The 24,468-nt window shown below is 40.6% G+C and carries 26 protein-coding genes; 9 read left to right on the top strand and 17 right to left on the bottom strand.

Features of this window, described 5'->3' with window-relative positions; all coding sequences use genetic code 11:
* The first annotated feature begins 24 nt into the window (after positions 1 to 24).
* Both GBN19_RS04220 and GBN19_RS04215 read left to right on the top strand, forming a co-directional pair.
* On the top strand, positions 25 to 657 hold the full coding sequence (locus GBN19_RS04220; protein WP_151710054.1) for a MotA/TolQ/ExbB proton channel family protein: 633 nt from the start codon (positions 25 to 27) through the stop codon (positions 655 to 657).
* Positions 657 to 1,061, top strand: coding sequence for an ExbD/TolR family protein (locus GBN19_RS04215; RefSeq protein WP_151710053.1), 405 nt, complete (start codon positions 657 to 659; stop codon positions 1,059 to 1,061). Before GBN19_RS04220 ends, GBN19_RS04215 begins: the two co-directional genes overlap by 1 nt.
* Positions 1,062 to 1,110: 49 nt before the next feature.
* On the opposite strand, the gene msrA is transcribed toward GBN19_RS04215, so the two are convergent.
* From msrA to thyA, 4 genes are all read right to left on the bottom strand, one after another.
* Positions 1,111 to 1,632 carry a peptide-methionine (S)-S-oxide reductase MsrA gene (gene msrA / locus GBN19_RS04210; RefSeq protein ID WP_151710298.1) on the bottom strand — a complete coding sequence of 174 codons (522 nt, stop codon included), beginning with the start codon at positions 1,630 to 1,632 and terminating at the stop codon, positions 1,111 to 1,113.
* Positions 1,633 to 1,662: 30 nt separating this feature from the next.
* A complete protein-coding gene (locus GBN19_RS04205; protein ID WP_151777288.1) occupies positions 1,663 to 2,124 on the bottom strand; it encodes an META domain-containing protein in 462 nt (153 codons plus the stop codon).
* A 191-nt stretch (positions 2,125 to 2,315) separates the two neighbouring features.
* Entirely contained in the window at positions 2,316 to 2,828 is a 513-nt protein-coding gene (locus GBN19_RS04200) for a dihydrofolate reductase (protein ID WP_151777287.1), read from the bottom strand.
* Positions 2,825 to 3,667, bottom strand: a complete 843-nt coding sequence (gene thyA, locus GBN19_RS04195) for a thymidylate synthase (RefSeq protein ID WP_151710296.1) — start codon at positions 3,665 to 3,667, stop codon at positions 2,825 to 2,827. The genes GBN19_RS04200 and thyA overlap by 4 nt, the downstream gene beginning before the upstream one ends.
* Before the next feature lie 126 nt (positions 3,668 to 3,793).
* On the opposite strand from thyA, the gene GBN19_RS04190 reads away from it, so the two are divergent.
* Entirely contained in the window at positions 3,794 to 4,621 is an 828-nt protein-coding gene (locus GBN19_RS04190; protein ID WP_151777286.1) for a YwqG family protein, read from the top strand.
* A 6-nt stretch (positions 4,622 to 4,627) separates the two neighbouring features.
* Here the strand turns inward: GBN19_RS04190 and GBN19_RS04185 are convergent, their stop codons facing one another.
* The 3 genes from GBN19_RS04185 to lgt form a co-directional block, all read right to left on the bottom strand.
* Positions 4,628 to 4,969, bottom strand: a complete 342-nt coding sequence (locus tag GBN19_RS04185; protein ID WP_151710294.1) for a hypothetical protein — start codon at positions 4,967 to 4,969, stop codon at positions 4,628 to 4,630.
* 2 nt (positions 4,970 to 4,971) lie between these two features.
* The gene (locus GBN19_RS04180) at positions 4,972 to 5,349 is read right to left on the bottom strand and encodes a hypothetical protein (protein ID WP_151777285.1); all 378 of its coding nucleotides are present in this window, start codon (positions 5,347 to 5,349) and stop codon (positions 4,972 to 4,974) included.
* Between the two features lie 88 nt (positions 5,350 to 5,437).
* Complete coding sequence (gene lgt, locus GBN19_RS04175) at positions 5,438 to 6,250, bottom strand: prolipoprotein diacylglyceryl transferase (protein WP_151777284.1); 813 nt, start codon at positions 6,248 to 6,250, stop codon at positions 5,438 to 5,440.
* A 96-nt stretch (positions 6,251 to 6,346) separates the two neighbouring features.
* On the opposite strand from lgt, the gene GBN19_RS04170 reads away from it, so the two are divergent.
* From GBN19_RS04170 to GBN19_RS04160, 3 genes are all read left to right on the top strand, one after another.
* On the top strand, positions 6,347 to 7,129 hold the full coding sequence (locus GBN19_RS04170) for an NRDE family protein (protein ID WP_151777325.1): 783 nt from the start codon (positions 6,347 to 6,349) through the stop codon (positions 7,127 to 7,129).
* A 77-nt stretch (positions 7,130 to 7,206) separates the two neighbouring features.
* Positions 7,207 to 8,064 (top strand): DMT family transporter, encoded by an 858-nt coding sequence (locus tag GBN19_RS04165; RefSeq protein WP_151777283.1) that lies wholly within the window; start codon positions 7,207 to 7,209, stop codon positions 8,062 to 8,064.
* Positions 8,065 to 8,173: 109 nt separating this feature from the next.
* The gene (locus GBN19_RS04160) at positions 8,174 to 9,055 is read left to right on the top strand and encodes an AEC family transporter (RefSeq protein WP_151777282.1); all 882 of its coding nucleotides are present in this window, start codon (positions 8,174 to 8,176) and stop codon (positions 9,053 to 9,055) included.
* Positions 9,056 to 9,082: 27 nt separating this feature from the next.
* Here GBN19_RS04160 and rdgB read toward each other — a convergent pair whose 3' ends face one another.
* From rdgB to GBN19_RS04125, 7 genes are all read right to left on the bottom strand, one after another.
* Positions 9,083 to 9,712 carry an RdgB/HAM1 family non-canonical purine NTP pyrophosphatase gene (rdgB, locus tag GBN19_RS04155; RefSeq protein WP_151710288.1) on the bottom strand — a complete coding sequence of 210 codons (630 nt, stop codon included), beginning with the start codon at positions 9,710 to 9,712 and terminating at the stop codon, positions 9,083 to 9,085.
* Between the two features lie 159 nt (positions 9,713 to 9,871).
* A complete protein-coding gene (locus GBN19_RS04150; RefSeq protein ID WP_151777281.1) occupies positions 9,872 to 10,459 on the bottom strand; it encodes a tetratricopeptide repeat protein in 588 nt (195 codons plus the stop codon).
* Complete coding sequence (metW, locus tag GBN19_RS04145; protein WP_151710286.1) at positions 10,456 to 11,049, bottom strand: methionine biosynthesis protein MetW; 594 nt, start codon at positions 11,047 to 11,049, stop codon at positions 10,456 to 10,458. Before metW ends, GBN19_RS04150 begins: the two co-directional genes overlap by 4 nt.
* On the bottom strand, positions 11,049 to 12,209 hold the full coding sequence (gene metX / locus GBN19_RS04140; RefSeq protein ID WP_151777280.1) for a homoserine O-succinyltransferase MetX: 1,161 nt from the start codon (positions 12,207 to 12,209) through the stop codon (positions 11,049 to 11,051). Before metX ends, metW begins: the two co-directional genes overlap by 1 nt.
* Positions 12,210 to 12,292: 83 nt before the next feature.
* On the bottom strand, positions 12,293 to 13,990 hold the full coding sequence (gene leuA / locus GBN19_RS04135; RefSeq protein WP_151777279.1) for a 2-isopropylmalate synthase: 1,698 nt from the start codon (positions 13,988 to 13,990) through the stop codon (positions 12,293 to 12,295).
* A 370-nt stretch (positions 13,991 to 14,360) separates the two neighbouring features.
* Complete coding sequence (locus GBN19_RS04130; protein ID WP_151777278.1) at positions 14,361 to 15,044, bottom strand: Fe2+-dependent dioxygenase; 684 nt, start codon at positions 15,042 to 15,044, stop codon at positions 14,361 to 14,363.
* A 98-nt stretch (positions 15,045 to 15,142) separates the two neighbouring features.
* Positions 15,143 to 17,431, bottom strand: coding sequence for a TonB-dependent receptor (locus GBN19_RS04125; RefSeq protein ID WP_151777277.1), 2,289 nt, complete (start codon positions 17,429 to 17,431; stop codon positions 15,143 to 15,145).
* Between the two features lie 430 nt (positions 17,432 to 17,861).
* Here GBN19_RS04125 and tig point away from each other — a divergent pair, with 430 nt between their 5' ends.
* The 3 genes from tig to clpX all read left to right on the top strand — a co-directional run bounded on the left by tig (position 17,862) and on the right by clpX (position 21,331).
* Complete coding sequence (tig, locus tag GBN19_RS04120) at positions 17,862 to 19,196, top strand: trigger factor (RefSeq protein WP_151777276.1); 1,335 nt, start codon at positions 17,862 to 17,864, stop codon at positions 19,194 to 19,196.
* 194 nt (positions 19,197 to 19,390) lie between these two features.
* Positions 19,391 to 19,996, top strand: a complete 606-nt coding sequence (clpP, locus tag GBN19_RS04115) for an ATP-dependent Clp endopeptidase proteolytic subunit ClpP (RefSeq protein WP_004753838.1) — start codon at positions 19,391 to 19,393, stop codon at positions 19,994 to 19,996.
* 27 nt (positions 19,997 to 20,023) lie between these two features.
* Complete coding sequence (clpX, locus tag GBN19_RS04110) at positions 20,024 to 21,331, top strand: ATP-dependent protease ATP-binding subunit ClpX (RefSeq protein WP_151777275.1); 1,308 nt, start codon at positions 20,024 to 20,026, stop codon at positions 21,329 to 21,331.
* A gap of 48 nt (positions 21,332 to 21,379) precedes the next feature.
* Here the strand turns inward: clpX and GBN19_RS04105 are convergent, their stop codons facing one another.
* The 3 genes from GBN19_RS04105 to GBN19_RS04095 all read right to left on the bottom strand — a co-directional run bounded on the left by GBN19_RS04105 (position 21,380) and on the right by GBN19_RS04095 (position 24,067).
* Positions 21,380 to 21,958 carry a DUF2059 domain-containing protein gene (locus tag GBN19_RS04105; protein ID WP_151777274.1) on the bottom strand — a complete coding sequence of 193 codons (579 nt, stop codon included), beginning with the start codon at positions 21,956 to 21,958 and terminating at the stop codon, positions 21,380 to 21,382.
* 80 nt (positions 21,959 to 22,038) lie between these two features.
* The gene (locus GBN19_RS04100; protein WP_151777273.1) at positions 22,039 to 22,455 is read right to left on the bottom strand and encodes a DUF2059 domain-containing protein; all 417 of its coding nucleotides are present in this window, start codon (positions 22,453 to 22,455) and stop codon (positions 22,039 to 22,041) included.
* An 85-nt stretch (positions 22,456 to 22,540) separates the two neighbouring features.
* Positions 22,541 to 24,067 carry a fumarate hydratase gene (locus tag GBN19_RS04095; protein ID WP_151710278.1) on the bottom strand — a complete coding sequence of 509 codons (1,527 nt, stop codon included), beginning with the start codon at positions 24,065 to 24,067 and terminating at the stop codon, positions 22,541 to 22,543.
* Between the last annotated feature and the right edge of the window lie 401 nt (positions 24,068 to 24,468).

The following is a 24,468-nucleotide window of genomic DNA, read 5'->3' as shown; positions in this document are numbered from 1 at the left end:
ATTTATGAAATCAGGAGTTCGAGCATGAACTTTTCAGTCTACTGGCAAAGTGCCGATGCAGTAAGTAAAACACTGTATTTTGTACTTATTGCAATGTCGATCACAACGTGGACGATCTTCGCACTGCGTTTGATGGGTACACGTCAACTTAAGCAACAAGCATATGCTCAACTCGAACAAGCATTGACCAAGCTTAAGGCAAAACTAGCACCGCTTGCATTTGATCAGCGTAAAGCAGTTGCAGAACAAGCATTGCTACGTCAAATCTCTGAAGAAAAAACGTCAGCAGAAAAAGGCGTTGCTGTACTGGGTACAATTGCTTCTATTGCACCGTTTGTTGGTTTGTTTGGCACCGTGTGGGGTATCTTCCATGCATTGGTTGCAGTAGGTCGTAGTGGACAAGCAGGTCTGGCTCAAGTTGCAACGCCAGTCGGTGAAGCGTTGATCATGACAGGTTTAGGTTTGGGTGTTGCGATTCCTGCGGTACTGGCTTATAACATCTGCGTACGTGCAAATCGTGCCTTAGCACATGCATTACAAGACAAAGCACATACTTTATTGATTGATACCATGTTGCAACAAGAATCAATGACACAAAGCAATCCAGCCAATACTGCGAAAACAGCACAACAAAATTATGCTGGAGGTCAGGCATAATGGCTTTTCAATTGGGTGAAGATCACGATGCTGGTATGAATGAGATGAACCTCATTCCACTCATCGATATTATGTTAGTGTTGATGATCATTTTCTTGGTGACAGCAACGGTTGCAAATCCATCGATTCCGTTGACTTTACCCAAAACCACAGCGGAAATTACAACACCGCCGCCAGAAGCGATCACGATTAGTATCAATGCTAAAGGTGAAGTGGCATGGAATGACCAAATTATTAGTTTAGATGATTTGGCTCAGCGCTTTAATGCTGCGGGTCAACAAGCTCAAAAACCAACTGTGCAACTGCGTGCTGATAAAGAGTCACGTTATGATATGGTTGCTCAAGTAATGTCACGTGCAAGCGAAGCCGGGCTGAGTGATATTGCTTTTGTAAGTGAAAACTAATCAGCAATTTTGAAGTAAAAAAGCGACCATTATCGGTCGCTTTTTTATTTTATGCCTTCAGTAAACGATAGAATTTACTACGGAGCTTGTCTAGTTTTGGTGGAATGGCAAAGTTACAATAGCCTTGAGTTGGGTTCTTTTCAAAGTAATTTTGATGATATTCTTCCGCTGTATAAAATACAGGTTCAGCAGTCAGTTCAGTCACAACATCAATACCTTCTGATTTAAGCTGATTGATGAAGGCTTCAGCTTGCTGTTTTTGCTCGTCATTATAATAGTAAATCACTGAGCGGTATTGTGTCCCGATATCATTGCCTTGACGGTTTAAGGTGGTTGGATCGTGAATAGCAAAAAGAACAGTAAGTAAGTCATGATAGCTGATTTGTGTTTCATCAAAATCAACACGAACAACTTCTGCATGACCTGTATTGCCACTACAAACAGCTTCATAACTTGGCGCAGTGCTATGACCACCTGCATAACCACTTGTTACATGAGTAACTCCACGTAACTGTAAAAAGACAGCTTCTACACACCAAAAGCAGCCACCACCAAATAAAGCCTGTTGCATATTTTTATCCTTCAATAAAATCAAAAAAGTTTAGGGAGTTTGAGGACTTAGTTCCATAATAACATGATTGGATTGATCCTTTAATTTCAAAACCTGTTTTTCCACACTGAAGCTTTCAACTTGTGCCAATGCTAAATGAAATTGATCATTCATTTGTACGCTGTCCAAACACATCATTTTTGTGGATGCCAGAGGGCTAAGATGCAGCACATTGCCTTGTAATTGATAGCTGCCGAAAATTCGATTACATCCATCACTACCGCTGACACGTTTGTTCTCAATATCAAATGTTAAAGACGGTTGATGATTCAATTCATTTGCGGTGAGCAGATGCCCCTGAATTTGAGTCACTTTCCAAACTGTATGTGGCTTTTGCAATTGCTGTTGTTGCTGCAAAATTTGTGCAGAAGGCTGATTCGGTAAATTTGAACAGGCTGCAATCACACTTAAACCGACAAAAACCATTGAGAAGATCAGCTGTTTTAAGGTCATGGGCTTATCCTTATTTATTTTAATAATTAATTAAAACCAATATATGTTTATTTTTCGGGTATGACTGTCATTTTAAAACGAAGATTTTGTTATGCTTTGCAAAAAGTGCAACAAAAGATAAAGATATGATGTTTTTATGAAAAAAATGAGTATCTTTTTGCTGAAAAAATACTCATTTTGGTGGGGGATGATTACTTACGATAGCTTGCAAACTCAAAAGCAATGCCTGATTGCTCATCAACCTGCTTTTCACTACTTATCTTATGAAAGTCACTTGGAATTTCAGGATAGTAAGCATCGCCTTGTACATCAAGCTCAACATGAGTTAATTCTAAACGATCTGCAATCGGTAGCGTTTGTTTGAAAATTTCCCCACCACCAATCACAAAAATACTTTCAGGTTTTTCGCTAGCAGCAACATCAGTGAGCGCTTGAGCCAATGCATCTTCAATACTATGTGCGACTTTAACCTTGTCAAAAGACCATGAGGTATCACGGGTAATCACCCAATTGACTCGTTTTGGTAAAGCACGTCCCATAGATTCAAGGGTTTTACGTCCCATCACCACCACACCACCTTGCGTGATGGCTTTAAAGTGTTTTAAATCTGCGGAAATATGCCAAGGTAGGGCGTTGCTTTTACCAATACAGCCTTGTTGATCCATCGCGACAACATGGACAACTTCGATTCCTTGAAAACTCATACAGCCACCGGTGCTTTAATTGCAGAATGTGATTGGTAATTGACGATTTCGATATCTTCAAACTTAAACTCGAAAATATCTTGAATTTCAGGATTCAGTTGAAGTTGACACAGTGGCAAAGGCTCACGTGTTAACTGTAGGCGAGCTTGCTCAAAGTGGTTGGCATATAGATGTGTATCGCCGCCTGTCCAAACAAAGTCACCAACACCTAGACCACAGACTTGCGCAATCATATGGGTGAGTAGGGCATAACTGGCAATATTAAACGGCACGCCCAAGAATACATCGGCACTACGTTGATACAATTGGCAAGACAATTTGCCGTCTTGAACGAAGAACTGGAACAGCGTGTGACAGGGTGGTAAAGCCACCTGCCCAGCTTCTTGCGGATTCCAGCCTGAAACGATTAAACGGCGTGAATTTGGATTGGTTTTGATTTCATTAATTAACCATTGAATCTGATCAAAACCATCTTTTTGATAACTGCCATCGGCATTTTGAGTTGCGCCAAAGTTGCGCCATTGGTGACCATAGACAGGGCCAAGTTCACCTTCAGGGCGGCCGAAACGTGCGGTTTGTTCTGCGGTTGCCCATTCATCCCAAATGGTGACTTTATGGTCTTGTAAATATTGAACGTTGGTATCACCTTTTAAGAACCACAACAGCTCAATCGCAATCGAGCGAAAATGAACTTTTTTGGTGGTGAGTAAGGGAAAGCCTTGGTTTAGGTCAAAACGCATTTGATGACCAAATACAGAACGTGTCCCTGTCCCTGTACGGTCGCCCTTATCGCCACCGTTGTCCAGAATGTGCTGTAGTAGATCAAGATACGCTTTCATAAAATTCCTATAGAGCTGAAATGTTACGACGTTAGTTGTCGCACTATGGCGTTTATGCCAAGATTTGTCAGTCTGAGAAGTTTATACTAATCGCCATCAAAGCCCAATAATATTTAATTAGCAAAAATGACCATTGATCTACAGCAGTTGCCCGCAGCGTTGCAGGCCTATAAAAATCAGATTTTGGCTTCGGCAAAACCGAGCATTGAAATACAATTGAGCCCATCTGAAGATTTAAATTTGTGGCAAAGTAAAGTCGGTGGAGAACCTTATTTACCTTTAACAGCTTCTTATCCTGTTGATCGTGAAGGTCGACCACTGAAGTTGCTGGCTCAGCTTAATTTTTCTGAAATGCCTGCCCATCCCGATTTTCCAAGTACAGGGATCTTGCAGTTTTTTATTGGTACAGATGATTTGTACGGTGCAGATTTTGATGAGCCACGTTTACAGCAAGACTTTCGAGTACAGTATTTTGAGCAGGTGACACAAGATTTGGCGCAATTGCATCAAGTGTTTCCATCTTCGTCAAATGCTGATGAGGTTTATTCTCCACTCACAGGACAATACGCGCTGACATTTAACCCAACCGAGCAGTATATCAGTATTGAAGATACGCATTTCGGTCGACAAATTTTAGCGGTCGATCAAGTCTTTGACTTTGAGGAACAATTCGAGGGTGAAGATTTTTATGAAGAATGCTATGAGCCGTATGCAGATTTGTGCCCTGCCAATGGGCATCGAATTGGCGGTTATCCATTCTTTACCCAATCTGATCCGCGCGAGTTTAATCCGACCATTCAGGATTATGTGCTGTTGCTACAGATTGATTCGGATACCGACAATGGAGTAGACATCATGTGGGGTGATTGCGGTGTGGGCAATTTTTTTATACACCCCAATGATCTGAAAAATCGTGATTTTTCTAAAGTGCTTTATAACTGGGATTGTGCATAACCCCTGTTAGCGTTTGGCTCGGTTTTGATAAATAGACATCACAAAAAGACCCAAAATAATAAAACCGAGTCCTTGCCCCAACCACGCCCATAGCGCATTGTTGGGTTGTAAGCCAAGGGCAATCAGTCCACCCGCAGGTAAAATCCAAACTAGAATTTTTGTATAAGGATAGCGTGCGCCATATTGATAAATCAGATGCATAAACACGCCAATCACGACACAGATTCCCACCCAAAGAGAGGGGAGAGCTGATACCTTTGACAGTAGCATGGTAATGACACAAATAGCGATGGTGATGGTGAGTTTCACGTGGCGGTTACAGCGTTCAGAGTACCAAAATTGCAGCATAATTAAGATTCAGAAGAAGTGGGTTTTGACAAATGTGCCAGTGGAGAAAAAATAAAAACACTCAGCGCCATAAAGGCGAGTCCCTGAACCCCTAAAATCAGTAAGTCATTCATGGTTTTCATAAACAATAAAGCCAAGATCAGGGCGAGGGGTATCCATGTAAATACGCGGAATAAAAAGCGGCTTGGATCATTTTTGGCAATTTGTAAACGTGCATAACGGCAAATTAAAAACACCAAACCTGTGCCTGTAAACATCAGGATGACCGAAGCAGGAAGTGGTTTATAGAGATACAGCCCCGCAGCGATGGCAACCGTGATCAGTAAAATCAGGATTTTCTTGGCAAGTGTTGTATTCGATTCAAACCAAAATTCGAGCATCTTATCTCAATAACATGATGGAAGCAGTGTGGCACTTTAGCATAAAAAAAGGGGCTTTCGCCCCTTATGCTCTACTGTATTTTTGCTTTTATTTATGCAGTGTCCAGTCATAAATTTTACGCTGGTAGGCAAATGCCATTAACAGTAAACCTGCAACAATCATCGGGAAAGACAGCATTTGACCTTTTGTGACCCAACCAAACAGGATGAAGCCCTGATCTGCATCGGGTTCGCGGAAAAATTCCATAAAGAAACGTGATAAACCATAGCCAATCAAAAATAAAGCTGAAACTGCCATGCGTGGGCGAGGTTTGTTGCTAAACCACCATAAAATGATAAACAGCAATAAACCTTCACATAGCGCTTGGTAAATTTGTGATGGGTGACGAACTAAATGCAACGGATCGGTCGGGAAGATCATCCCAAATGGATAGTTCGGATCGGTCACAGGACGACCATACAATTCTCCACCAATAAAGTTCCCAATACGCCCAAACATTAAGCCTGTGGGTACGCAAGGTGCGACAAAGTCCATGGTCTGAAACCACGTCTTTTGATATTTCTTGCACCATAACAGCATGGCAACCATGACACCGATAAAGCCGCCATGAAAACTCATGCCACCTGTCCAGACTTGAAACAACCAGAGTGGATTGGCAAGAAATTTATCGAATTCATAGAAAAGCACATAGCCAATCCGACCACCGAGTACAACGCCTAAAGCTCCATAAAAGACCAAATCGGAGACCATTTCGGCTGTCCAGTCGGTGCGTTGTTTGGCACGATAGTTGGCAAGTCCCCATGCACATAAAAATGCCAAGAGGTACATTAACCCATACCAGTGTACTTTGAGCGGACCAAGCTCAATCGCAATTGGATTGATGTTGGGATAGGTCAGCATGACTATTCCTTTCATTTCTGTATGTTTGGCAAGATTCTAGCCGATAAACCTTAAAATTGTTGTACATTCAATGTTTAAAGATACAAAGGAACTATGATGTGTATTGTGGCGCTGGCTTGGCAGGTGATTGAAGGCTTGCCTCTGTGTTTATTGTCCAATCGTGACGAGTTTTACGCACGTCCAACCCAAGCTTTAAAGCATTGGGAAAATAGTCCGATTATTGCAGGGCAGGACTTGCAGTCGGGGGGAACATGGATGGGAATGACTGAGGTGGGGCGTTGGGCGGTGATTACCAACTATCGCGATGCATCAGATCAGCGAACCTATCCGACTTCACGTGGTGACATTGTGGCGGATTATCTGGCTTCAGAACTGCCACCCATTCGTTTCGGGCAGCAACTCGAACAGCATCAGCAAGATTATGCAGGCTTTAACCTGATTATGGGAGATCGACAGCAAGCGGTCTATATGAGCAATCGTGGTGAAGCGCCGCAAGTTTTGGCGAATGGGGTGTATGTGGTATCAAATGGTTTGATGTCGGAACACTGGGCAAAAAATCAGCATTTGCGTCAGCGGTTTGTGCAGGAACTTTTACCATTATTGGCATTGCCTGATGTTACTGAGTCTGAGCTGCAACAGGTGGCTTGGGATATTTTAGAAGACCCGCGTCAGCGTTTGCCTGAGCAGTTGCCACAGACAGGCATTTCTCTAGAATTAGAACAACTCCTGTCATCAACCTTTATTGTCAGTCCAAATTATGGGACACGTTGCTCTAATTTTTTGCGGATTTTTTCACAGCACTGTATATGGCTCGAGAAAACCCAACATGGGCAGCCACAGAGAGTGGTTCAAACCATTGAGTTTAGCTACTCTGGTTGAGTCGGCTTGATGAAATTTTTTGGACAGGAAATGATTTTTATAGACTGAAATCGCTGTCATCAATAAGGATATTGACGATGATGTGGGGAAAAATCGCGCTTGCGATGAGTGCATTTGCAGCAAATTCGATCTTTTGTCGTTTGGCACTCACCCAGCAAATGATTGACCCATACAGCTTTAGCCTGATTAGGATGCTCAGTGGTGCTTTGGTGTTGGCTTTGTTACTTAGATCAACACAGCAACTCAAGCCCAACCGTCTACATTGGAAAGGGGGCGTGTATTTAACAGGGTATATTTTGGCGTTTTCTGTGGCGTATGTACGGCTAGATGCAGGCTTGGGCGCCCTGTTGCTGTTTGGCACAGTACAAATCAGCATGGCACTGTATGCCTTATATATTGGAGAGAAAATGACATGGGCAAAAGCATTCGGGCTGCTTCTAGCATTTTCTGGGATTTTAATATTATTCTTGCCAGCCAGTCATGCACCACCTGTTTTTTATGTGCTGATGATGGTGATTGCAGGTTTGAGCTGGGCAGCATATAGCGTTTTAGGAATGTCTAGCACATCACCTGTGCTGATGACCTATCAAAATTTCTTGTGGGCAATTCCGATCTGCCTACTGCTTAGTGTGGGGCATTTTGATCAAGTCAAACTACATGGGCTAGGTGTGGTTTTTGCTGTGATTTCAGGAACATTAACTTCTGCCTTGGCATATGTGCTGTGGTATAAAGTCTTGAAAAAACTTGATTCTCTCACTGCAAGTACTGTGCAGCTCAGTGTGCCATGTCTGGCTTTACTGGCAGGTGTACTATTGTTACATGAGCCTTTTGGACTAAAAATGCTATTGGCAAGCATGATGGTATTGAGTGGTATTTTGCTGTTGATTTTTGCAGCACAGCGTTTAAAACATACTGATCATTCATCACCCATCTAACTGGATAGATTCACGGGCTGTGATTTGATTTTATTTGAAATTTCAAGTAATTTCATAAGGCTGTTTTATCGTGATTAAGCTATAAAACATACAGTATAAGGAGATCAGGGTGAGTTTAGTTTTACCAACATTGGCATTTATATTTGGCTGGCTCACTGCAAGATTAAAATCTGCCGAATCCATCAAAACGGTTTGTTCACGTATTTTGGCGCGGTTCTTTATTCCCTTTGTGATTGTTTACAACATGGTTTACTACCAGTCAGGTAGTTTAAGCCTGATGTTGTTTAGCTTTGTCTCTGCATTTTTGGTCTATCTTGGCTTTGTTTATTTCTTTAAAGATCGGCTAATTGCACTCTGTGCCAGTTATGTCAATTTGGCATGGCTCGGTTTCCCATTCGCTTTGGCAATTTTTGGGCATCAGATCAGTTCCGCAATGATCGCGCTTTATATTGGTGGATCGTTATTTGGCAATATTTGGGCGGTCTCGGCTGTCAGTTCAGCCCCCCAAGATACCTTGAGTTTAGCCAAGAAAGTCGTGTTTTCACCGCCTGTGATTGCCTTAATTATTTCGGCAATTCTGCGTTTATTACAGGTGCAAAACTTTCAGGAACCGAGCTGGGTACTGCATCTGTATCAATTTTCCAAAGTGGGGATGGTGTTTACAGGTATGTGCGTACTGGGCATGTGGCTACGCCACACCAAAGTTGAAAAAGCCGATCTTTGGCATAGTGTTCGCGTCATGCTGCCAAAATTAATGTTTGGGGCGATCATTTGTAGTGTCAGTTATTTCTGTATTCCAATCGATACGTTTAAAGATTATATCGGCTTGATGTTGTTTTTATTTTGCTTACCACCTGCGGCCAATATTGTGGCATTGGAAACCCATTATCAGGGGACAGGTTATTCAGCACGTTATATTGCGGCAGGGACGATCGTTAGTATTGTGGTCATTTTAATTTTTGGATTGGTGTGGCATGTACTCAAGGGCTAAATAATTTAACCCTTGAGAAGTCGTTGCTTAAGCGTGAGTCAGGCTTTGACGGAACAGTTGCATGGCTTGACCACGGTGACTGATCTGATTTTTCTCCGCTTTGCTGAGTTCAGCACTACTTTTACCCAGTTCAGGCAGCCAAAACAGTGGGTCATACCCAAAACCATTTTCACCACGAGCCGCTTCTAGAATTTCACCTGCCCAAATGCCTTGAAAAATTTTAGGTAATGGATCTTCTGCATGTTCAACCAAAGCCAATACGCAAACAAACATGCCTTCAATCGCTTGGTTATCTTTACGAAATGCTTGTAAGTCTTCGAGTAATTTTTGATTGTTGGCAGCATCATTACCATGCTCACCCGCATAACGAGCAGAGTAAATCCCTGGTGCGCCACCAAGAACTGGAACACAGATACCTGAGTCATCAGCTAAAGCGGGTTTACCCGAAATTTTAGAAGCATGACGTGCTTTAATGATCGCATTTTCCACAAAACTTAAACCATCTTCGACAGCATCTTCAATGTTTAAACGACCTTGAGGAATAATTTCGATCGGTAAATTCAGCTGTTGAAACAAGGTTTCGAATTCGGCAACTTTGCCTTTATTGTTACTGGCAAGAACCAGTTGACCTGCATTCAGCCATGATGGAGTAGACATAATTATCATCAAAATTAGAAAAACATGGGCAGAATTATGCCGAGTTTAGTGATGAAAAACAAAAAGAATGTGAGATGTTTGAAGAGAGAAGATAGAGGGAAAATTTTCAATGCTCTCACAAGGGAAATACGTGATTTCCCTTGTGAACTTGAGCAAAAATTACTGCGCTTGAATCCATTTGTCAGCACGGTCAACGGCTTGACGAATTTGTTCAGGCGTTAAGTTAGCTGCCAAAGCCGTTTTTTTGGTTTGAGACATATCAATAACTTTGTTGTCCAACATACCATCACGGGTTGAAAGCTCATACCACTGGTATGCATTCATATAATTTTTATTGTGCTCTTCAATTAACGCAAGGTTAAAGCTGGCACGGTTATCGCCGTGACTCGCTGCTTTTTCCAAGTATTGACGCCCTAATTTTTCATTTTTGCCAGTACCAATGCCTTCAACCAACATTCGTCCAACATTGAGCTGTGCTGCGGAAATACCTTGATCGGCTGCTTTTTTATACCAAAAAAATGCCTGATGCGGGTCTTTAGACACTTCACGACCTGCTTGGTAACGTGTCGCAACGTAAAATTGTGCAGCAGGTTGACCTGCTTTGGCTTCACTCAATAAATCATTGAAGCCCATAGTCGAGTAACGCGCAGCCTGTGCGGAGGTCGATTGCTGAGATGGCAGGTAATCAGCATGAACCTGAGTACTTAAAATACCAAACAGAATGGTGCTAAAGAATACTTTTTTCATAGGGCGCTTACTCGATAAATAGCGACCTCGCCAAATAAATTCGGAATATGTTTACTGAGTAAACTGTCTTGTTGATTCCCATTTACGGCGAGTCGATTAATAATTCGGATCTGATTTTCCGCACACAATGCTTCAAAATCACGAAAAGTACATAAATGAATATTGGGTGTGTTATACCACATATAGGGTAATGTTTCTGAAACGGGCATCATTCCTTTCAATGCAAGAAAAGAACGGGTTTTCCAATGTGCAAAGTTTGGAAAGGTAATAATCGCCTGTTTCCCCACACGCACCATGTCTCTCAGTAAAACATCAGGTGCATCAACGGCTTGCAACGCCTGTGCCATGACCACAGAGTCAAATGACTGGTCTGCAAAGCGATGTAACCCCAAGTTGAGGTCTTGTTGGATAATATTTAACCCTCGACTGATCGCAATTGCAATCTTTTCTTGATCAATTTCCAGTCCATAGGCACGAATTTGATGTTTTTTACTCATGTGGGCAAGAAGTTCACCATCGCCACACCCTAAATCTAAAACACTAGAACCTGGTTTAATCCACTTTTCTGAGAGTTGTTGATCTAAACGCATTACACAATCTCCTTGGATGTCGTTGCCAGATGGTCTTCACCGCCCAAGAATGCTCGGAGAGTTTTGACATAGAGTGGAATTGGGAATAAGAAAGAATCGTGACCTTGCTCAGCTTCAATATCAATATAACTGACAGGTTTATGGTTACTAATCAAAGCATTGACAATTTCCTGAGAACGCGCAGGACTAAATCGCCAGTCGGTGGTAAATGATACGACCAAGAAACGGCATTGGGTATTTGCCATGGCTTTGGTCAGTGACTGTTCATATTCACGAGAAGGATCGAAATAATCCAAGGCTTTGGTCATAATCAAATACGTATTGGCATCGAAGTTACGGCTAAATTGTTCACCTTGGTAGCGTAGGTAACTTTCAACCTGAAACTCCACATCGAAACCATACATGAATTTACCTGATTTGAGATCACGCCCAAATTTCTGTTTCATGGCTTCTTCTGACAAATAGGTAATATGACCCACCATACGTGCCAAAATCAAACCGCGTTTTGGGTAACTATCATGTTCTAAATAGCGACCATGATGAAAATCTGGATCGGATAAAATTGACTGACGGGCAACTTCGTTGAAGGCAATATTTTGTGCTGAAAGCTTGGGTGCACTGGCAATAATCACGCAGTTTTTGAGGCGATCAGGATAATCAACAGACCATTGTAAAGCCTGCATTCCCCCCAAAGAACCACCAATAATGGCATACCATGTATTGATCTCTAAACGATCTGAAAGCATGGCTTGAGTTTTGACCCAATCTCGAACAGTGACGAGAGGAAAATCTGGACCATAAGGCAAATTATCATTTTCTGGGTTAGGCGATATAGGACCTGTTGAACCACTACAGCCGCCAATATTGTTTAATGCAACCACAAAAAATTTGTTGGTGTCGATAGCTTTATTTGGACCAATACAGGCATCCCACCAACCTGCTTTTTTATCATCTTCATGATGATAGCCAGCTGCATGATGATGCCCAGAAAGTGCATGACAAATTAAAATTGCATTGGATTTTTCGGCATTTAATGTGCCATAAGTTTCAACCATGAGGTCAAAACGCGGTAAAACTCGACCACATTCCAGTTCAAGTGGTTGTTCGAATTGGTACTTTTGCGGGACGACCAAACCCACGGAGTCAGCTGAAAAAGACACGAGTAGAAATCGCCTTATATTTTGGAATTTTAAAAAGAAAAGGATACCAACTTGGGTATCCTTTTAAAATATCTTTTTTAAGGTTAAACGGCTTCAGAAATGATATCTGTTGTGCTTAACAAGTCTTGCTCAATTAAGCGATTGGTACATGCAATAATCGCTTCAATTGAAGAGGTGACGATATTGTCATGCATACCCGCACCAAAGGCGCTCTTGCCTGTACCTTTGACTTGAAGTTCAACTAAGGCTAATGCTTTGGCATTGGCACCTGAACCGATACTGCGTTCTTCATAGTTTAAGACATCAATGGGTAACTGAAGGGCATTCAAAATGGCAGAAATTGGACCGTTGCCCTCACCGCGCAAGTGTTGGGTTTCACCGTCAATCTCGATTTCAAGTTCAACGATTTGGTTGCCATTTTCATCGGACAATTTATAGTTTTTCGCACTATAGTTTTTGTCTTTAATTGCAACATAAGTATCTTTGAACAATGTCCAGATTTCAGTTGCTGAAATTTCTTTAGCCGTAGCATCGGTATGTTGTTGTACAACTTGGCTAAATTCAATTTGCAAGCGGCGCGGTAAAACCACGTTGTAGTTAGATTCAAGTAAGTATGCGATCCCACCTTTACCCGACTGGCTATTGACACGAATGACGGCATCATAGTCACGACCCAAGTCTTTTGGATCGATTGGTAAGTAAGGCATATCCCAAATTTCAGCATTTTTCTGGTATTCAAAGCCTTTCTTAATTGCATCTTGGTGTGAACCAGAGAATGCAGTGAACACTAAGTCGCCTGCGTACGGATGGCGCGGGTGAATTGGCAAACCTGTACATTCTTCAACTGTTGCAATAATTTCATTGATGTTGGAGAAATCTAAGTTTGGTGCAACACCTTGGGTATACATGTTCAATGCCATTGCAGCGACATCGACATTACCTGTACGTTCACCATTACCAAATACACAACCTTCAACACGGTCAGCACCTGCCATAATCGCAAGTTCAGATGCCGCAATACCGCAGCCACGGTCATTGTGACAGTGAACTGAGATTAATACACCATCACGACGTGCAATGTTGCGATGCATCCATTCAATTTGGTCTGCATAGACATTTGGTGTAGACACTTCAACAGTTGCAGGTAAGTTTAAAATCACTTTATTTTCTGGGCTTGCTTCCCAAATTTCGGTCACAGCGTCACAGACATCTTTTGCAACTTCCAATTCTGTTGCAGAGAAGCATTCTGGACTGTATTGGAAGATCCACTGAGTTTCTGGTTGTTTTGCTGCATATTCTTTGACTTTTTCAGCAGCATTGATAGCAAGTTGTTTCGCTCCCGCAATATCCACATTTAAAACTTTGCTGCGAAATGTTGGCGAGTTTGAATTGTAAATATGTACAATCGCACGTTTTGCACCTTCAAGCGCTTCAAAAGTACGCTGAATCAAATGGTCACGTGCTTGAACTAAAACTTCAATATAGACATCTTCAGGAATATGACCTTCTTCAATCAATTTACGGGTGAAGTCGAAGTCAATTTGCGATGCAGACGGGAAGCCGATTTCAATATGCTTGAAGCCAATTTTCACCAACATCTGGAACATTTTGAATTTCTGCTCCATATCCATTGGCTCAAAAATCGCTTGGTTACCGTCACGAAGGTCGGTACTCATCCAAATAGGCGCTTGGGTAATTTCCTTATTTGGCCATTGGCGATCGGGTAAATCGACGCGTTGGTACATACGACGGTATTTTTTGCTTGGGTCAGCCAACATCATGGGGATAGCTCCTTGCATAGCAGCAGTGCCAAGGGGTAATTGGGCAATCTACTATATTATTTTGTGTCTAAACGAAGTGAATTCAACTGTATTTCAGTTTTTGCACTGAATGAGCAAATAAAATTTATGTGCGCGCAAAGCGCAGTTCAAACCACAGGGCAGATGCTATCGCAAATAACATTGGCATAATACCTCGGGTACATTACTCAATAAGATTATTATAATGCTGCACAATAAAAAATATTTTTCGTTTTTTGCATTTTTTGCACAAGGTTTGGAAATTTTTTCTATTTATTGGTCTTAAAATGCAAATAAAAACTAATTTCCCAAAGTGATCCGAAGATATTTTCGGGAAATTAGTAAAGTGGTTTTATAGTTCAGCCCACTTACGCATCAGGTTATGGTAAAGGTTGGTCAGTTTAATGACTTCGCTATGATTGTCACCTAGCTGCATTCTTAGGTTTTGTACTGTTTGATCTAGGTTAAAAAGCATATGTCGTTCGGCCTCATCACGCACCATACTTTGCACCCAGAAAAAAGAAGCAATACGACAGCCAGAAGTAATCGCCGTCACTTCATGCAAACTGGTAGATGGATATAAAATCATATCTCCTGCTGGAAGTTTGACTTCGTGATAACCATAAGTGTCTTCTACGACCAGATCACCACCTTCATATTCTTCAGGTTCGCTTAAAAATAAAGTACATGACAAATCGGTTCTAAGTCGTTCGTTTGTACCACGTATACGACGGATAGAGTTGTCTACATGAAAACCAAAAGACTCCTGATTTTCATAACGATTAAACAGGGGAGGAATAATATCAAGTGGTATTGCAGCAGATAAAAATAATGGGTGAGTGCCTAGTGCCTCAAGAATAATATTACTCAGATGGTGAGTAAGCGGATGATCTTCAGGTAATTGCTGATTGCGTTTTACAGTTGCAGAGAGTGTACCAGCGGTTACTTTGCCATTGACCCATTCAATTTTGTCCATTTCATTACGAAAATATTGGACCTGTTCTTTACTCAATACATTGGAAATATGGTGGATCATAGCGAACCCTCTTAACTTAAAAAATAGAATATAAAATAGCCCCTATCATAGGAGCTATTTTATATAGAATTCCATAGTAGTTATATGGAATTTATTGATTAGAACTTGAAGTTAAGCGCTAATACAGCATTGCGACCATCAGCTTCTGTTGCATAATGAGAAGCATAAGCTTTAGTGAAATAACGCTTATCAGATAAGTTGTTTAGGTTAAGCTGTAAATTAACATTTTTATTTACGTCATAACGAGCCATAGCATCGTAACGAACATAACCAGGAACGTATTTAGTATTTGCAGCATCTCCAAATACTTTATCCATAGCGACTGCACCAGCACCAATCGTTAACTTCGGTAATACTTTATAAGTTGACCATAAAGTTGCGCTGTTTTTAGGGACGTTTGGCATTTGGTTGCCATTGTAACCTGATTGGTCTGTACATGTTGTACCTCGGCAGCTATAACCATTTTTAGTCAATTCGCTGTCTAAATATGTATAGCCTGCTGATACAGCCCATTTTTCAGTGATGTTACCGCTTGCAGAAAGTTCTAAACCATCAACTTTGCTTTCACCGATATTTGAGTATGTACCATTACTCAATTGGATGCGTGTGTTTTGTTTTTCGGTACGGAAGATCGCTGCTGTTAAGTTTAAACGATCGTTAAATAAATTCCATTTTGTACCGATTTCATATGTACGTGCTTTTTCTGGATCAAGATCGCTTTGGTTTGCAGCAACTGATTCAGAGCCGTCACCTTGGTCAGCACCCGGTGGGTTTGCAGAAGTTGCGAAGCTTGCATATACACTACTATTTGCTGTAGGTTTGTAAGTTAAACCAGCTTGGTATGAGAAGAAATCAGTATCGCTTTTTGCACGTGATTCGGCCGCTGTTGAAGTTGCGTAAGTAACTTCCTCAGTGTCAAATTTGTCCCAGCGAAGACCTAAGTCCAAAAGCCATTTTGGTGTAAATTCAATGCTATCTAAGAAATAAACACCATACGTTTCAGTTTTGGTATTTGATAATTTAGGATTTGCAGTGATTTTACCTAACCACGGATCACTTGAGTTCGGATTGTAAGCATCTGTACACCAATAGTTAGATGCAGCTCCTAAACCATAATAAGATGAGCATGAACCAGTGGATTTATTACCACTATTAACACTTACAGTCGTGTTTTTTCCATTAATGTTAACGACTCTAGAGAGATCTGTTAAAGCATAAGAACCTTTATCAGATGATTGATAACCGTATTCTAAACCAGCATTGAAACTGTGTTTAATCGCGCCCGTATTGAATTTACCACGGAGACTTAACTGATCGTTAAATGCATCAGTATCTGTAATACGTGTATCGGCACGGCGCCAAACCTTACCATTAACGATGTTACCTTGGCTGTCATCTGGTTGAGTCCAAACATAGTCATTTTTAGACTTGCTGTACATCGCCGTATTGGCAATCGTTAGATTTTCATTAAAGTCATGTTCTAACTTGATTGTACCAATTTGGTTTTCTTGTTTTTGGAAATCACGATCTTTCCAACCGTAGTAAATTCCTTGTTTCGCAGTTAAAGGTTTCCCTGTAGCTGTGTTGGTTTTGCCATCCCAGTAAGGAACACCAGAATCTGGTGTATCATCTGATTTTAAGTAGTAATAACTTAATGTTGCACGTGTATCGGTATCTAGACCAAAAGTAATACTTGGTGCAATACCTGCACGTTTATATTCTGCACCATCAGTTTGACCTGGTTTATCATTGTGATGTCCTAATACAACAACACGACCTGCAATACCATTACCAAAGTCTTTGTTACCATCTAGAACAATACGTTGATAATCATCAGTACCACCAGCAATAGATCCTTCAATTGAATCACCTGCGTGTGGCAATTTGGTAATCATGTTGATGTTCCCACCAACAGAACCTGCACCACCTAGAGATGAAGAAGAACCTTTAGTCACTTCAACCTGTTCAATGTCAAACATTTCACGGTTTTGAGATGTAGCATTACGCACGCCATCGACATAAATAGAGCTTTCTGAGTTATAGCCGCGAATAAATGGACGATCACCATTTGGATTGCCGCCTTCACCAGCTCCTAACGTAATACCAGGTACTGTACGAAGAGCATCACTTAAAGTTGTAACTTGAGTATCTTTAATCAATTGTTGAGAAATAACACTTACTGATTTGGGCGTATCCAGTAAAGGCGCAACATATTTTTTGTTGGCTGATTTATCAACTTTTAAACTATTGCTTGCAGAAGCATGGCTATAAATGGTTGGTAATTCAGTCGCATCATCAGCTGCGATAGCAGCAGTTGTTGCAACAAGCGAAAGTGATGACACAATCGCAGAGGAGACCAATTTTTTGCGGGTGCGAATGAATGACATATTGATAAATCTAGCTATTTGTAAAGAATATGCAAAATAATAATGATTATTGTTTGTAAGAATAGTCTTGTTTAATTGGATTTTGCTATCAAAAAATAGTGTAGAATATGAAAAAACAGATACATAAAATTACATCATAAGTTAAATTGTTGATTTTATTAATAATCTATTATTTTAATTGATTTTATGATTTTAAGTGTTTTTATAGATTTATGAGTGAGACTCATAGGTATATCTCTTCATCCACTACAAAAAATACAATGATTGGCATCCGATAAGCTGAATAAAAAAATCCTAATTAAATTTAAAAATTGGCATGATCTGATCTGTTCAGTAGAATATTTCCGCAAAGTTTTGTATATCCTGCCGTGATGGCATATAATGTTTGACTTTGAAAAATTGTTACTACTAACTAAATATTGAGGAAGCCATGCAAGTAACGACTGAAGCGGTTTCGGGCGTTGCCCGTCGTTTAAATGTATCTGTACCGACGAGCCGTGTTAACGAGCAATTCGAAGCTCGCTTAAAACGCACTGCCAAAACTGCGAAAATCAACGGCTTCCGTCCAGGTAAAGTACCTGTAAATGTTGTACGCCGTGAATATGGCGCAGGCATTTATCAAGAAGTTGTAAATGACATCATTCGCGATACAGTATTTGAAGCAATTCAACAAGAAAAAATCAATGCTGTAGGTATGCCTAACATTGAAAAAGTTGAAAACAAAGACGATGCTTTAGTTTTTGAAGCGACTGTTGAAGTTTACCCAGAAGTTGAAGTCAATGCGTTTGATACACTAGAAGTTGAACGTAAAACAACTGAAATCAACGATAAAGACGTTGATCTCATGATCGAAAACTTGCAAAAACAACGTCAAACTTGGGCTGTAACCAAGGGTATGGCGAAAAAAGACATGCAAGTGACTTTCGATTTTGAAGGTTCAATTGATGGTGAAACTTTCGAAGGTGGTTCTGCACAAGACTTTAAACTTGTTTTAGGTTCTGGTCGTATGATCCCTGGCTTTGAAGACGGCATTGTTGGTATGAAAGCGGGTGAAGAGAAAGTCATCGACGTTACTTTCCCTGAAGATTACCAAGCGGAAAACCTTGCAGGTAAACAAGCTCAGTTCAAAATCACTGTTAAACAAGTTGAAAAGCCAAAGCTTCCAGAAATTGACGCTGAATTCTTGAAAATCTTTGGTTTGACTGAAGAAGAAGGTGTTGAAAAACTAAAAGCAGACGTTCGCAAAAATATGGAACGTGAAGTGAAAAATGGTCTTCGTAACCAAGTTAAAGCAGCTACATTTGATGCATTGGTTGCTGCAAACGAAATCGAAGTTCCAAATGCAATGGTTGCTCAAGAAATTGACCGTCAACGTCAACAAATGATCCAACAATTCACTCAACAGTTTGGTGCTGAAGGTGCGAAAGCATTTGATTCAAACTTGCTTCCAGATGAATTGTTCAAAGAGCAAGCTGAAAAGTCAGTTAAACTTGGCGTGTTAGTCAGCAAAGTATTGGCTGATGCTAAACTTGAAGTTGATCAAGCTCGCGTTGATGCTTACATCGAAGACATGGCTTCTTCTTATGAAGATCCAACAGAAGTGATTGAATACTTCAAAAACGATGCAAAACAACGTCAGCAAATCGAAGCGGTTGTGTTGGAAGACCAAGTTGTAGATTTCATCTTGGCTTCTGCTAAAGTAACTGACAAAGCGGTAAGCTATGAAGAGTTACTGAAAGAGCAACAAGCTCGTCAACAAGGTTAATCCTTTGACATAAAAAAAGGCGCGCTTGTTGCGCCTTTTTTTATGCTGTAGAAAAATTGTTAATACAGTGGATAATACGTGTAATCCGATTATTTATCTGTTATTTAGATAAGGAATAGTTTTGCAATTTTGACTTTTATCCCTCATATTGTTGTTATGGTTTAAGTCATAAAAATTTAGGAATAAATAAACGTATGTATGTTCCAAACATAGAAAATGCTTTAGTTCCAGTTGTTGTTGAACAATCCTCACGCGGTGAACGTTCATTTGATATCTTTTCACGCTTATTGCGTGAGCGTGTCATTTTTCTGACGGGTGAAGTTGAAGACAACATGGCAAATTTAATTGTTGCTCAGATGTTGTTTTTAGAAGCAGAAAACCCAGATAAAGATATACACCTTTATATTAATTCACCAGGTGGTTCAGTAACGGCTGGTATGGCGATTTACGATACCATGCAGTTTATTAAACCAGATGTATCGACGATCTGTATGGGGCAGGCAGCATCTATGGGTGCATTCTTGCTCAATGCAGGCGCAAAAGGCAAACGCTATTGTTTGGAAAATGCGCGTGTCATGATTCACCAACCACTCGGTGGTTTCCGTGGTCAGGCATCGGACATTGAAATTCACGCACGTGAAATTCTGTTCATTAAAGAGCGTTTAAATCGCTTAATGGCAGAACATAGCGGTCAAGATTATGAAACTGTTGCACGAGATACAGATCGTGATAACTTCATGACTGCGCAGGCTGCGAAAGAGTATGGCTTAGTTGATGCTGTATTAACTAAACGCCCATAATGTAAAAGATTATTTATTGGAGAAAATATGTCCAACCATCCTCAAGGACAAAAACATTGTTCATTTTGCGGTAAAACGCAGTCTGAAGTCGGGAAACTGATTGCAGGCGAGGACGCATACATTTGTAACGAGTGTGTGGACGTATGTCTTGACTTGGTACAAACCAGTCAACAAGTCGACTCAGGTGACTGGGCAAGCCGTCCTTTGCCAAAGCCACATGAAATTCGCGCAGCGCTTGACCAGTATGTCATTGGTCAGGATATGGCGAAGAAAACCTTATCAGTGGCAGTTTATAACCACTATAAACGCTTAAAAGTGTCACAAACAGGGCACAAGCATGACGATATTGAGATTGCGAAAAGCAATATCTTGCTGATTGGTCCTACAGGTTCAGGTAAAACCTTACTGGCTCAAACTTTGGCACGCTTGCTTGACGTACCATTTGCCATGGCAGATGCAACAACACTGACCGAAGCAGGTTATGTGGGTGAAGATGTTGAAAACATCATACAGAAGCTTTTGCAGAAAGCAGAGTATGATGTAGAGAAAGCACAAAAAGGCATTATCTATATCGATGAAATCGACAAAATTACCCGTAAATCTGAAAACCCTTCCATTACTCGTGATGTGTCTGGTGAAGGTGTACAGCAAGCTTTGCTGAAAATGATTGAAGGTACTGTGGCATCGATTCCACCACAAGGTGGGCGTAAGCATCCGCAGCAAGAATTCATTCAGATTGATACCTCAAATATTCTGTTTATTTGTGGTGGTGCATTCTCTGGACTCGAAAAAATCGTTCAGCAGCGTCAGGAAAAAGGTGGTATTGGTTTCAATGCTGAAGTGAAGAATAAAGATGACAATAAAAAAGTCTCTGAGTTATTCCGTCAGGTTGAAGCGACAGACCTAGTAAAATTTGGTCTGATTCCTGAATTTATCGGTCGTTTACCTGTAATTGCAACGCTCGATGAACTTGATGAACACGCTTTAATTCAGATCTTGACTGAACCTAAAAATGCATTAACACGTCAGTATCAACATTTGTTTGATATGGAAAATGTAGATTTAGTTTTTGAAGAGTCTGCATTACACGCTGTTGCTAAAAAAGCGCTAGAGCGTAATACAGGTGCACGTGGTTTGCGTTCAATTCTGGAAAATGTTTTGCTCGATACCATGTATGATTTACCAAGTCGTACAGATGTCGGTACAGTCATCATTAATGATGCTGTGATTAATGATCAAGCTGAGCCTGAAGTAAAAGCTGAGCGAATTCATAAAAGTCAGCAAGTGGCTGTAGAGAAAACAGATTTGAAAATCATTGATTCAAAATCTGCTTAAAACTCAGCTATAAAAAAACGCGCCATGTGCGCGTTTTTTTATGTTTATTTATTTCTTTTTAGGTTTTGTTGGTGCAGGTGTAGGCTGAGGAGCTGGCGTGATCGGTTTTAGAATGTTTGCGACTTGTACTTGTAGCTGTTGTTTCATTTGGGGTTGTTGCATGACTGAAGTACTGATTTGTGCCATTTGCTTGGATGTTTCAGCGACTAATGCAGGGGTCTTGCGGTTAATTGCTTGTCCTTCAGGTGTTTTCAAAAAACGAATATAAGCTTGTACTTCTTGCTCGCTAAACTGTTGAGCATAAATTTTTTGCATTACATCATGGAAATTACTTTGAGTTAAAATATTTCGTGTAGTTCCTAGCATGAGTTGACTAAGTTGGCTTGCTGCATTTAATTCTTGTTGATTAAGCGTTGTATGCTGAGTGTAGTCTTTAACAATCGTCACACCTTGCTGATAGTAATAAGGTTGCATATTGTTAATTGAGTTTTGAATAGTCTGATCAATATTTGCTAATTTTAATAATTCATCAACAGATTTCGGTTGAGCAGGGCTAGCAAATGCTGTGACAGCACAGCTCATTAGTCCAATTGTTAAAGCAGATTTAATCGTTGTTTTTAAAAGCATATTAGATTCCTATTACTATTTTACTCGATGTTGCTATGAGTGGATTTTGTGTCTAAACCTTACAAATTGTATGTTTATCACTATATATTATCAATGCCTATGAGTTTAAATAGGCTGTTGTTTACAGAAGTGTTATGCATCATGTGATTGATAACATGATTATATGTTTCTTGACTCAAGAAGGGCATTTGTACTGTAAGTGATTGACCTTCAGGGGTTTGGTAAAAACGGTTGAGTGCTTGAACTTCTTGTTCGGATAGATTTTTTTGATAGAGTTGTTTGAGCTCAGGTTCTACACCTTGCCAAAATTGTTCTTGGTTTAAACCAAGCACTTGTAGCTGTCGAGGTTGGATAATTGCTTGGGTATCTTGTTTAATTTCTAAAATATCAAAGAGTTGATCAATAGAGCCTTGAGATGCGGGTTGCGCATGGCTCAATTCAAATAAGAACAACCCTCCAAGTAAAGTGATGATTTGACTAATACTCTTGAGTTGCATGAGGAACGACCTTATCGCATTCGTTGTAGCGTAATAATTTAAATAAAAAAACACGCCCTGAGGCGTGTTTTTTGATGTATTTCGGTTAACCCGCTGTTGCATCTACAACTGGAATCTTGCCGATTTTCTCTTGCCAGATTCTTGGTGCAATCGCATGGATTGACGTACCATTCACATCGACAGCAACAGAAACAGGCATATCTTCAACGACAAATTTGTAGATCGCTTCCATACCTAAGTCAGCAAAAGCAACCACTTCTGCTTGACGAACCGCTTTAGATACGAGGTATGCAGCGCCACCAACAGCCATCAAATAAGTAGCTTTGTTGTCTTTGATTGCTTCAACTGCAGCAGGCCCACGGTCTGCTTTACCAATCATACCAAACATGCCAGTCGCTTCTAAGACTTGGCGAGTGAACTTGTCCATACGGGTTGCAGTTGTAGGGCCAGCAGGGCCAACTACTTCATCACCCACTGGATCAACAGGTCCAACGTAGTAAATGAACTTACCTTTAAGGTCTACAGGAAGCTCTTCACCGTTGTTTAGCATATCAACCATACGTTTATGGGCAGCGTCACGACCTGTGTAGATTGTACCGTTTAGAAGAAGCGTATCACCTGGTTTCCAAGAGTTCATTTCTTCTTGAGTGATGGTGTCAAGGTTTACACGCTTAGACTTCGATGCATCCCAAGCCACTTGAGGGTAATCTTCAAGTTTAGGTGCTTGAATGTGTGCAGGACCTGAACCATCAAGTTGGAAATGCGCATGGCGAGTTGCTGCACAGTTTGGAATCATACCCACTGGTTTGCCCGCAGCGTGACAAGGGTAATCTTTGATTTTAATATCAAGAACAGTGGTTAAACCGCCAAGACCTTGCGCACCAATACCCAAAGCATTTACTTTTTCGAAGATTTCGATACGAAGCTCTTCCATTTTGCTTTGAGGACCACGACGAAGCAGTTCATCCATGTTGATTTCTTCCATGAGTGCTTCTTTCGCAAGCATCATGGCTTTTTCAGCAGTACCACCGATCCCGATACCCAGCATCCCTGGTGGACACCAGCCTGCACCCATTGTTGGAACAGTTTTAAGTACCCAGTCCACAATCGAGTCAGACGGGTTTAACATTGCAAGTTTAGATTTATTTTCTGAACCGCCGCCTTTTGCTGCAACGGTAATATCAACTTTGTTGCCAGGTACGAGCTTATAATGAATCACGGCAGGCGTATTGTCTTTGGTGTTCTTACGACCAAACGCAGGATCTGCTAAAACAGATGCACGAAGTACGTTGGTATTTTCTAAGTAACCTTGGCGTACACCTTCATTGATCGCATCATCAAGACTCAAGGTTAAATCAAATTTAACGTCTAAGCCCACATCAACAAATACGTTGACAATCCCGGTATCTTGGCAGATTGGGCGATGACCTTCTGCACACATACGCGAGTTAATAAGAATTTGTGCGATTGCATCCTTGGCTGCTTGGTTTTCTTCACGATCATACGCACGGCTCATTGCCTGAATAAAATCTTGTGGATGATAGTATGAAATAAACTGTAAGGCATCCTTGACCGAAGTGATCAAGTCATCTTGTTTGATAATGGTTGTCATATCAAAAGTCTCTTGAGCGGGCTGTTAGCTAGCGTGCTAAATTATATGATAAAAAGGCCATTTTGTGGGCAAAATATCCAGTGCTTATTTATAAAATCACCAATAATAAAGTGATAAATATTTTATAATTACCTTAATTGTTAAAATTTGAACAACTGCTCATTTGTGCTTTTAGGTATTGCGATATGGTCTATACCCGCTAGGGATTATGCCGGTTTCTCAAATTCATCATCAAAATATTTATTCAGTTTTGTTGAATAAAGAATGTTCTTTTAAAATAAGATAAATTTATGTTTTATAATAAAAAACACTATATTATTTTGTATAGATACTGTATTTAAAAATACAATGTAAAGAGAATGTAATGCAATTTATGGATCTTTTGTAAATACAATATTAAA

It is taken from the genome of Acinetobacter brisouii (assembly GCF_008993995.1).
GTDB classification, from domain to species: Bacteria; Pseudomonadota; Gammaproteobacteria; order Pseudomonadales; family Moraxellaceae; genus Acinetobacter; species Acinetobacter brisouii_A.
This window is presented reverse-complemented; position numbering and strand designations above follow the sequence as displayed.